This is a genomic window from Nocardia sp. NPDC050413, assembly GCF_040655475.1.
GTDB classification, from domain to species: domain Bacteria; phylum Actinomycetota; class Actinomycetes; order Mycobacteriales; family Mycobacteriaceae; genus Nocardia; species Nocardia coubleae.
In genome coordinates, this window is record NZ_JBFAJZ010000002.1 from 676,900 (window position 1) to 686,588 (window position 9,689).

The 9,689-nt window shown below is 68.7% G+C and carries 8 protein-coding genes; 7 read left to right on the forward strand and 1 reads right to left on the reverse strand.

Annotated elements, in window-relative coordinates; all coding sequences use genetic code 11:
• Positions 1 to 14: 14 nt before the first annotated feature.
• Positions 15 to 1,583, forward strand: a complete 1,569-nt coding sequence (gene hutH / locus AB0I19_RS09145; protein WP_357146387.1) for a histidine ammonia-lyase — start codon at positions 15 to 17, stop codon at positions 1,581 to 1,583.
• 237 nt (positions 1,584 to 1,820) lie between these two features.
• Here hutH and hutU read toward each other — a convergent pair whose 3' ends face one another.
• On the reverse strand, positions 1,821 to 3,497 hold the full coding sequence (gene hutU, locus AB0I19_RS09150; protein WP_357146390.1) for a urocanate hydratase: 1,677 nt from the start codon (positions 3,495 to 3,497) through the stop codon (positions 1,821 to 1,823).
• Positions 3,498 to 3,622: 125 nt separating this feature from the next.
• Between hutU and hutC the strand changes: the two genes are divergently transcribed.
• The 6 genes from hutC (at position 3,623) to AB0I19_RS09180 (ending at position 9,654) form a co-directional block, all read left to right on the forward strand.
• Complete coding sequence (gene hutC, locus AB0I19_RS09155) at positions 3,623 to 4,393, forward strand: histidine utilization repressor (protein WP_357146733.1); 771 nt, start codon at positions 3,623 to 3,625, stop codon at positions 4,391 to 4,393.
• Positions 4,394 to 4,585: 192 nt separating this feature from the next.
• Complete coding sequence (locus tag AB0I19_RS09160; protein ID WP_133733768.1) at positions 4,586 to 4,855, forward strand: hypothetical protein; 270 nt, start codon at positions 4,586 to 4,588, stop codon at positions 4,853 to 4,855.
• Between the two features lie 651 nt (positions 4,856 to 5,506).
• Positions 5,507 to 6,574, forward strand: a complete 1,068-nt coding sequence (locus AB0I19_RS09165) for a polyprenyl synthetase family protein (protein ID WP_357146393.1) — start codon at positions 5,507 to 5,509, stop codon at positions 6,572 to 6,574.
• Positions 6,571 to 7,839, forward strand: a complete 1,269-nt coding sequence (locus AB0I19_RS09170) for a hypothetical protein (RefSeq protein WP_357146396.1) — start codon at positions 6,571 to 6,573, stop codon at positions 7,837 to 7,839. Before AB0I19_RS09165 ends, AB0I19_RS09170 begins: the two co-directional genes overlap by 4 nt.
• A 31-nt stretch (positions 7,840 to 7,870) precedes the next feature.
• Positions 7,871 to 8,866 carry a fatty acid desaturase gene (locus AB0I19_RS09175; RefSeq protein WP_357146399.1) on the forward strand — a complete coding sequence of 332 codons (996 nt, stop codon included), beginning with the start codon at positions 7,871 to 7,873 and terminating at the stop codon, positions 8,864 to 8,866.
• Positions 8,857 to 9,654, forward strand: a complete 798-nt coding sequence (locus AB0I19_RS09180) for an NnrU family protein (protein ID WP_181699111.1) — start codon at positions 8,857 to 8,859, stop codon at positions 9,652 to 9,654. The genes AB0I19_RS09175 and AB0I19_RS09180 overlap by 10 nt, the downstream gene beginning before the upstream one ends.
• Positions 9,655 to 9,689 lie beyond the last annotated feature (35 nt).

Sequence of the window (9,689 nt, forward strand, 5' to 3'; positions counted from 1 at the left end):
AATGGAGAAATATCGTGGGTATCGACTCGAACCGGTCGGTCACGCTGGAACCGGTCGTCGTCGGCACCGGTCCGGTGTCACCCGCCGACGTGGTGCGGGTGGCACGGGAGGGTGCCGCGGTGCGGCTGGCCGAAGAGGCGCTGGCCGCCATGGGAGAAAGCCGGGAGCGCATCGAGGCGCTGGCCGCCGACCCGCGACCGGTGTACGGGGTGTCGACCGGGTTCGGCGCGCTCGCCGTGCGCCACATCCCGCAGGAGTCGCGTAAGCAATTGCAGCGCAGCCTCATCCGCTCGCATGCCGCCGGATCGGGGGCCGAAGTGGAGCGGGAGGTGGTGCGCGCGCTCATGCTGCTCCGCCTCTCGACGCTGGCCACCGGCCGCACCGGCGTGCGACCGGTGGTCGCCGAGACCTACGCCGCGCTGCTGTCGGCGGGCATCACCCCGGTGGTCCACGAATACGGCAGCCTCGGCTGCTCCGGCGATCTCGCACCGCTGGCCCACGTGGCCCTCGCCGTCATCGGGGAGGGCACGGTCCGCGACGCGAGCGGCACCGCGATGCCCGCCGCCCAGGCACTCGCCGCCGCCGGGATCGCACCGGTGGAGCTGGCGGAGAAGGAGGGGCTCGCCCTCATCAACGGCACCGACGGCATGCTCGGCATGCTGCTGCTCGCCTGTCACGATCTGCGCGCGCTGCTGCGGCTGGCCGATGTCACCGCCGCCATGAGCGTGGAGGGCCTGCTCGGTACCGACAAGGTGTTCGCCGCCGACCTGCAGGCGCTGCGCCCGCAACCGGGCCAGGCGGTCGCCGCCGCGAACATGACCCGCCTGCTTTCCGATTCGGCGATCGTGGCCAGTCATGCCACCCCCGACTGCACCGTGGTGCAGGATGCCTACTCGCTGCGCTGCGCACCGCAGGTGGCCGGTGGCGCCCGCGACACCCTCGCCCACGCCGAGCGGGTCGCGGGGTACGAACTGGCCAGCGCCGTCGACAATCCGGTGGTCACCCTGGACGGCCGCGTCGAGTCCAACGGCAACTTCCACGGCGCCCCGGTGGCGTATGTGCTGGATTTTCTCGCCATCGTCGTCGCCGACGTGGCCAGCATCAGCGAGCGTCGCACCGACCGTTTCCTCGACAAGGCGCGCAACCACGGGCTGCCGCCGTTCCTCGCCGACGACCCCGGTGTCGACAGCGGCCATATGATCGCCCAGTACACCCAGGCCGCGCTCGTCTCCGAGCTCAAGCGCCTCGCCGCGCCCGCGTCGGTGGACTCGATCCCGTCCTCGGCCATGCAGGAGGACCACGTGTCCATGGGCTGGTCGGCCGCCCGCAAACTGCGCCGCGCCATCGACGGCCTCACCCGTGTGCTGGCCATCGAGGCGCTCACCGCGGCCCGCGCCCTCGACCTGCGGGCGCCGCTCACACCGTCGCCCGCCACGGCAGCGGTGCGCGATGCCCTGCGGACCCTCGTCCCTGGTCCCGGTCCGGACCGTCACCTCGCGCCCGAAATCGAGGCGGCGGTGAATCTGGCCGCGTCCGGCGCACTGTTGGAGGCCGCGGAATCCGTTGTCGGCCCGCTGGATTGACCCGGCTGTACTGACCGCGCCGCGGTAACCGACTCGGCCCCAGGTGGTTCCCGCCACCTGGGGCCGTCATCGATCCCCTGACTCCGCGTTGGGAAGCCGCCGACCCAGGCCGTCGCGCCTTGCGAGAGGCCGTAGGGGCCGCGACTCACCCAGGTGAAACCGGCATCCGCCGCGTAGATGCCCGTGACACGATTCGGCGCCGGGTGCATTTCGCACCCGGCGCCGAAGTATGCGATATCAGCTCTCCCGCATCGGGATTCGCACGCCGCGTTCCCGCGCGACCTCGGCCGCATGCTCGTAGCCCGCGTCCACGTGACGGATCACGCCCGTGCCGGGATCGTTGGTGAGCACCCGCTCCAGCTTCTGCGCAGCCAGGGGCGTGCCGTCGGCGATACACACCTGGCCCGCGTGGATGGATCGGCCCATGCCGACACCGCCGCCGTGGTGGATCGACACCCACGAGGCGCCCGATGCCGTATTGAGCAGGGCGTTGAGCAGCGGCCAGTCGGCGACGGCGTCCGAGCCGTCGGCCATGGATTCGGTCTCGCGGTAGGGCGAGGCGACGGAACCGGAGTCGAGGTGGTCGCGCCCGATGGCCAGCGGTGCCGACAGCTCGCCCGAGGCCACCATCTCGTTGAAACGCAGTCCGGCGCGGTGCCGTTCGCCGTACCCGAGCCAGCAGATACGGGCAGGCAGACCCTCGAACTTCACCTTCTCACCGGCCATGGTGATCCAGCGCTTCAGATGCTCGTTGTCGGGGAACAGCTCGAGAATCGCGCGGTCGGTGGCGGCGATATCGGCCGGGTCACCCGAGAGGGCCGCCCAGCGGAACGGGCCGAGGCCCTCCTCGAACAGCGGCCGGATATAGGCGGGCACGAAACCGGGGAACGCGAAGGCGCGGTCGTAGCCGCCCTTGCGGGCCTCGTCACGGATCGAGTTGCCGTAGTCGAACACCTCGGCCCCCTTGTCCATGAACCCGACCATGGCCTCGACATGCTTGGCCATCGATGCCTGCGCCTCGGTGGTGAACCACACGGGGTCCTTCTCGGCCATGGTGTGCCAGTCCTCGAGCGCGACCCCGATCGGCAGGTAGGACAGCGGGTCGTGGGCGGAGGTCTGGTCGGTCACCACATCGATCGGCGCGTCCATGGCAAGCAGCGCCGGGAACACCTCGGCGGCATTGCCGACCAGTCCGATCGACAGCGGCCTGCGCTCGTCGCGCGCGGTGACGGCCAGCTCCAGCGCCTGCTGGAGCGAGTCGGCCTTGGTGTCGAGATAGCCGTGCGCGATGCGGCGATCGATGCGGGCCGGATCGACATCGACACACAGGGCCACGCCGTCGTTCATCGTCACCGCGAGCGGCTGCGCGCCGCCCATCCCGCCGACACCCGCGGTGAGCGTGATCGTGCCGGCCAGCGACCCGCCGAAACGTTTGCGCGCCACCGCACCGAAAGTCTCGTAGGTACCCTGCAGAATGCCCTGGCTGCCGATATAGATCCACGAGCCGGCGGTCATCTGTCCGTACATCATCAGGCCGGCCTGTTCGAGTTCGCGGAACTTCTCCCAATTGGCCCAGTCGCCGACGAGATTGGAATTGGCCAGCAACACCCGCGGCGACCATTCGTTGGTGCGGAATACGCCGACCGGTTTCCCCGATTGCACGAGCAGTGTTTCGTCGGACTCGAGGGTTTCCAGGGTCCGCACGATGGCGTCGTAAGCCGCCCAGCTGCGGGCCGCGCGCCCGGTACCGCCGTAGACGACCAGATCGTCGGGGCGTTCGGCGACCTCGGGGTCGAGATTGTTCATCAACATCCGCAGGGCGCCCTCCTGCTGCCATCCCTTGGTGTGCAGCTGGGGACCGCGCGGGGCACGGACGGGGCGCGGACCTGCGGCGGGCGCGGTGTCGTCGGTCATGTGTTCACTCCTCGAAAGACGGGTGTGTCCGGGGTCACTGAACATCAGATTAGTGGTATAGTCCTGTCTATACAAGTAGCTGCCGAAATCGGCCGCGACGTATCCTCTTGGTCGAGCGGAGGGAAATACCGGTGGTGGCGATCGAAGTGGCCGATGCGGAGCTGGCCGCGCTCTACGGCGAGCTCGGTACCGAGTTCGCGGCGTACGAGCGGGTCAAGCAGCTGATCATGGCGCAGATCAAGGGCGGCCGATGGAGCGCGGGGGAGCAGATCCCCTCGGAGAATCAGCTGGTCGCCGCGCTCGGGCTGTCGAGAATGACGATCAACCGCGCCCTGCGCGATCTCACCGCCGACGGTGCCCTCACCCGGGTGATGGGCGTCGGCACGTTCGTCGCCGCGGGCAAGGCCACCTCGCCGCTGTTCGAGGTCAGGAACATCGCCGACGAGATCGCGCGGCGTGGGCACCGGCACCGCACCGAGGTCGTCTTCGTGCGCGCCGAGCAGATCGACGAGGGCCATCCGGTCCTCGGAAACGACCTGAGCGGCACGGTGTTCCACTCGCTGCTGGTGCATCGCGAGGACGAGGTGCCGATCCAGCTCGAGGACCGCTACGTCAACCCGGCCCAGGCGCCCGACTACCTCGCCCAGGATTTCACCACCGTCACCCCCAACACCTATCTGAGCGAGGTCGCCCCGCTGCTGCGCGGTGAGCACGTCGTCGAAGCCGTGCGGGCGAGCCAGGACGAGTGCGCGCTGCTCGGCATCGCCCGCGACGAACCGTGTCTGCTGATCCGGCGCCGCACCTGGTCCTCCGGCGGCCTGGTGAGTGCGGCGCGGCTGATTCATCCGGGATCACGTAACCGTCTCGAAGGCACTTTCGGTACCGAACCGGGCTGAGGGCGACTCGCGCGTTCCGGTGACCGCGTTCATCGGCGTCGCTGAATTAACATGACCCATGAGCAAATATTTCGCAAACCGAGTTATCACCATTTCGTGACAATCGGGCGAATGGCGTTCACCGGGCTGTAGCTTTGTTTATGGATCGCTGAGTTCGACGTTCGCTGAGTTCCATCCATGGAGAGGGCGGAAATGGCTACGATCACGCGACGCTCCGGGGCGACGATGGCGCCCTCGACTCTGGTAACTCTCGGTTTGATCCTCTTGATCCCGGTACTGCTCACCGCGGGCCCGATCGCCGCCTCGGCGATGATCGCGCACTACGCCGGTGTCGGCTGGTCCGGGGGACTCGTGCTGTCCGCGATCGCGGTGGTGGTCGTCGGGTCGATCCTCGCCGCCGTGTGGTCGTTCCGGCTGGCGTGGCAGCGCGGTCACCGTCCCTTCGGTTCGCGCCCCCGCTGACAACCGCCGCGCCGCGCCGCGGGCTCCTCGCCCGTGGCGTGTCGTCGTTCGGAATCCCCCTGAACCGGGGTTTCGCTGCCGCACAGCCCATTTCGGGTCCGTGCGGCTGTGGTTTTCGATTCGCGCGACCGCGCCACCGATTGTAGAGTCGCGAACGTAACACTTCTCGGCCGTCGAAGTCGCCGGCCACGGACGTCCCCGCTGACCTCTCGGCGCGGATGCGCAAGCCTACAGTGTCGTGGCACCCCTCCGTGAAACCTGTACACGCGATGAACAGTCGCGCGCTGACCGCACCCCTCCGGCCTGCTTGCCGCACGTGCGTAATCGCTTGTGCCGCAGCGTGTTTCATGTCACTACGTCGATGACACCCAGACGCCGGCTGTAACTCTGTCATCGGTTACTTCTGCTCAAAAACATTGTGCTCCAGTGCTATTCGTGCACGTCAGAGCGAAACCTTCACCAGTGCTTGACAATTGGGACAACCGTCTACAAAACTACCCGTCGGTAGCCAGTGATCGGGACAACACGGCCCCGACGCCCGCCGGTGGCGACACCCCTCCGACTCCTCCGAGGCGATTCCTCGAAAAACCTTGTCCACCAGGCGCAATGAGCCTTCCCGCCATCGTGACCACACCAAAGGAGTTCAGCGCTATGGACAACTCCGCGCTAGCCTCAGCCCATCGCCCCGAGGTTCCCCAGGCGGTGCACGTGGAGCACCCCGGTGACCAGGTGAGGGTCCTGCCGCGACCGGCCGGGCCGGTCGAGCAGCTCCCGCTCGTCGCCGCGCGCCTGCCCGAAATCCTGCTCACCGGTGAGGATTTCGACGACATCTATCGCCATGTGCTCGCCGCGCCCGGCAAGCGGGTGCGGGCCAGGCTCGTGCTGGCCTGCGCCACCCTGCTCCCCGAGGCGCCGGGCGACGCGGTGTCGCCCGCCGACGCGGTCGACCTGGCCTGCGCGATGGAGATGCTGCACGAATCCTCGCTGATCCACGACGACATCTGCGACGGCTCCCTGCTGCGCCGCGCCGCGCCGTCGGTCCCGGCCGCCTTCGGTGTCCGCCAGGCCGCCCGCGCCGGTTTCCACATGGCGGGCGCCGCGATGAAGGTCGTGGCCCGGGTGCTCGCCGACAACCCGGCGATGGCCGATCGCATCACCGACGCTCCCGGTATCACCTTCGCCGACCGGCTCTCGGAGCTGTCGTTCGGCCAGCTCATCGAAACTCTGCCGCCCGCCGTCGACGTGCCCGCGTTGCGCAGGCACTACGAACTGGTCGCCATCGCCAAGACCGGCACCCTGTTCCGGCTGTCGTGCGCCTACGGCGGCACCGCGGGCGGCGTCGACCTGGACCGGCTGCACGCGCTGATGGTGTACGCCGACCAGCTCGCCATGGCCTTCCAGATCATGGACGACGTCCGCGACATCGAGGGCGGCCCCGGTCTCGGCAAGGACGCAGGCGGCGATCTCGAACGTCGCGTGCCGACCTGGCCGGTCATCGAGTGGCTCGACCTGCGCGAGGGTGCCCGCGACCTGTGGCTCGACCCGGTAACACCGAGCGAGACCCTGCGCATCGACCTCGTCGACAGCGGCGCGACCAAGGCCGCCCGCGTGGTCGCGGTGACCGCCACCGAAACCGCGGCCGACGCGCTCGACGTGTTCGGCCCCTCTCCGGCGCGGGACGACCTGCGCGAACTTCTGCGGCAGGTGATCTCCCGATGAGCGATGTCCGACTCCTCCAGCTGGTCCGCGGCCTGCGTGTGCTGCGCCGCGCCCCCGACCTGGCCGCCATGCGCGCCGCGCGCACGCCCGAGGAACTGGCCCGCCTCGCCCTCGTTCCGGCCGGACGCAACCTCGGTATCGCGGTGAGTTTCCTGCCCGCCCACCAGCGGGCCGAAGCCGCCGCGGCCCTGCTCGCGTGCCGGGTGCTCGACGCCTACGAAGACCTCGCCGACCGCGACCACGCGGGTGCGGCTGTGCTGGCCGCAGCCGAATACCTCAACGGCACAAGCGATTCCGCCCCGCCTGCGCTGCCGCCGACCACCGGCGTCGTGCGCGACAGCGAGGCGCTGGATCTGTTGCTCGCCGAGCGCATCGCCGACATCCGCGCGCTGGTCACCGGATTGTCCCCGCAGGCGCGCGAACGGGTGGCGAGCGTGCTCACCGACATGGCCGCGGTGATGGCCCGCAACCTCGACAAGCCGCTGCCGCGCGTCACCTACAGCGAGGGCGTGCTCGGCCGCGTCACCCATTACGCGTGCACCCTGGTCGCCGACGGGGTACTGCCCGAGGACGACCTGCGCGAGCTCACCGGCTGTATCGCGGTGATCGCCCAGTCGGCCAACGACCTGCGCGACGGCGAACTCGAACTCTACGGCGCCGCCGACCGCGAGGAACTCACCCGCATGGTGATGCTGCGTCAGCTCGCCCCCACCCTCGGCGGATTCGCGCTGCTCGCCAAGCTCGGCCCCGGCACGCCGGGGTTCGGCGCCCGCGCGGCCATGGCCTACATGACCATCACCACCTCGGCATTCCTGTGCGGCGCGGTCGGTGCGCCCAAGCCGTACCGGCGTCCGCTCACGGCGTCCGTGCTGGCCGCGGGTTCGCCGAAGTACTGGACCCGGATGCTCGAGCGGGTGCGCGCGGGCGCCGACGGCGCCATCCACACCATGCTCGATGCCGCGCCGGACTTCGCGGCCGAGCGCCACGTCCCCAAGACCGATGTGCTGCGCGCCGGTGGTGAGAACTCATCCGCGACCTCGCTGGTCCCGCTGATCGTCGACACCACCTTCGCCCTCGTGCGGGCCCTGCCCGAGGAACCGATGACCGGCGAACCGACCGGCTCGACGGTGCGCACCATGATGATCGCCGACCACCTCGCCTTCGGGGCCATGGAGCGGGTGCCGGGCAACCGGCCCGACGCCCTGCGCGACCTCGCCGAGCGCCTGCAACAGGCAGCGCTCGCCACCGACGCAATTCGTTCATGAGCATCGTCACTACTAGCGAAGGAGCTCGCCCATGAGCACCCCAACGCCCGTCGCGCCTACCGAGAAACCGCCGTTCAGCCGGCGGGTCCTCAAACTCGAGCACGCCTCCAATGTCGGTCCGCTCGTGCACATCGCACTGTGGATGGGGATGACCGCGGCCGCCCTGTTCGTCCCCGCCGCGGGCAACTGGTACATCGCGATCCCGCTTATCATCGTGCTGTCGCTGCTCAACCTCTCACTCACCATCGGTGTGATGCACATGCACACCCATCGGCCGCTGTTCGTGTCGAAGCTGCCCAACCGGGTGGTCGACATCCTGTGCTGCCTGCCGGGCAACCTGACCGCCGCCGAGATGCGCGAGGTGCACGTCCTCAACCATCACCGGTTCAACGACGGCCCGGGTGACGTCACCGCCACCACCGGCATGGAAAAGGGTCTCGGTGCCATCTGGTACTGGATCCGCTACGGAACCATCGTCAAGATCCACACCGTGCGCACGGTGTTCGCCGCGAACCCGGCGCCGCGCCGCCGTCGCACCCGCCACCAGTTCATGTTCGACCTGGCGGTGTACTTCGTGGTCATGGCCGCGGTCTGGTACGCCGCGGGCACCGAACGGTTCGTGCTGTTCTACTGGGTGCCGTTCCTCATCACCCAGGTCAACGCCGGCTACTTCGCCTGGCTGAGCCACGCCCCGGCGCGGCAGTTCGAGGACGAGCCGAGCACCTCGCTCAACAACGCGGGCAACATCCTCAACTTCCTCATCTTCAACCAGGGCTACCACAGCGTGCACCACCGTTACCCCGGTATCCACTGGAGCCAGATCCCCGACAAGCTCGACTACATGCGTGATGTCAACCCCGGCGTCATCGTGCCGTACTGGATGGTCGCGCAGTCGGGCTGGCGTCTGGTCGTGCCCGGTGGCTTCCTCAACGAGCGCTACGGCACCAAGTGGAAGGCGCGCCTCGAGCAGCGCCTGGAATCGGGCACCGTCCGCAACCGATACCTGCCGTGGTTCGCATGGATCTGATGACACCCCAGCAGGCGCGGGGCGTGCTGAGCACGCCCGGTCGGCTCGTCCCGTTCCTGTTCTCCTTCGCCGTGTACGCCTTCGCGGGCATCACGGTGCCGCTGATGCTGTTGTTCGCGGGCGGCTGGTTCCTGCCCAAGACCGTCGACAAGGGACCGCACCTGTCCGCGGTGCCCGCCGTCGCGATCGACCTGGTGCTGCTGGCCTTGTTCGCCCTGCAGCACTCGGGCATGGCCCGGCCGGCGTTCAAGGCCTTCATCACCCGCTGGGTGCCCGAAGCGCTCGAGCGGACGGTCTACATCATCGGCGTGTGCCTGGTGATGTGGGTCATCATGCTGGCCTGGCAGCCCATACCACACGTACTCTGGTCTGCTGAAGGTGCGGTGGGTATCGCGCTCGATATCGGGTTCTGGATCGGGTTCGTGCTGGTCTACGCGGCGACTCTGCTGCTGAACCATTTCCATCTGCTCGGTATCAGCCAGGCCTACCGGCAGTACGTGATCCAGGTGCCGGACGCCACCGTCGACCGGTTGCAGGTCAACGGTGTGTACCGGCTGGTGCGGCATCCGCTGATGACCGGGCTGCTCGTGTCGTTCTGGTTCGCCAGGGAGTTCACGGTCGGCCACCTGGTGTGGGCGCTGGGTCTGACCGGGTACATCCTGCTCGGTACCTACCTGGAGGAGCGTGACCTGATCGCCCGCTTCGGTGCGTCGTATCGCGCCTATGCCGCACAGGTGCCCGCGTTCTTCCCGTCCGTGCGCAGTATTCTCGGCCGATCGACTCGGTAAGCGCGAGGCCGACCGCCCGGCGTCGTTCCGGTAGG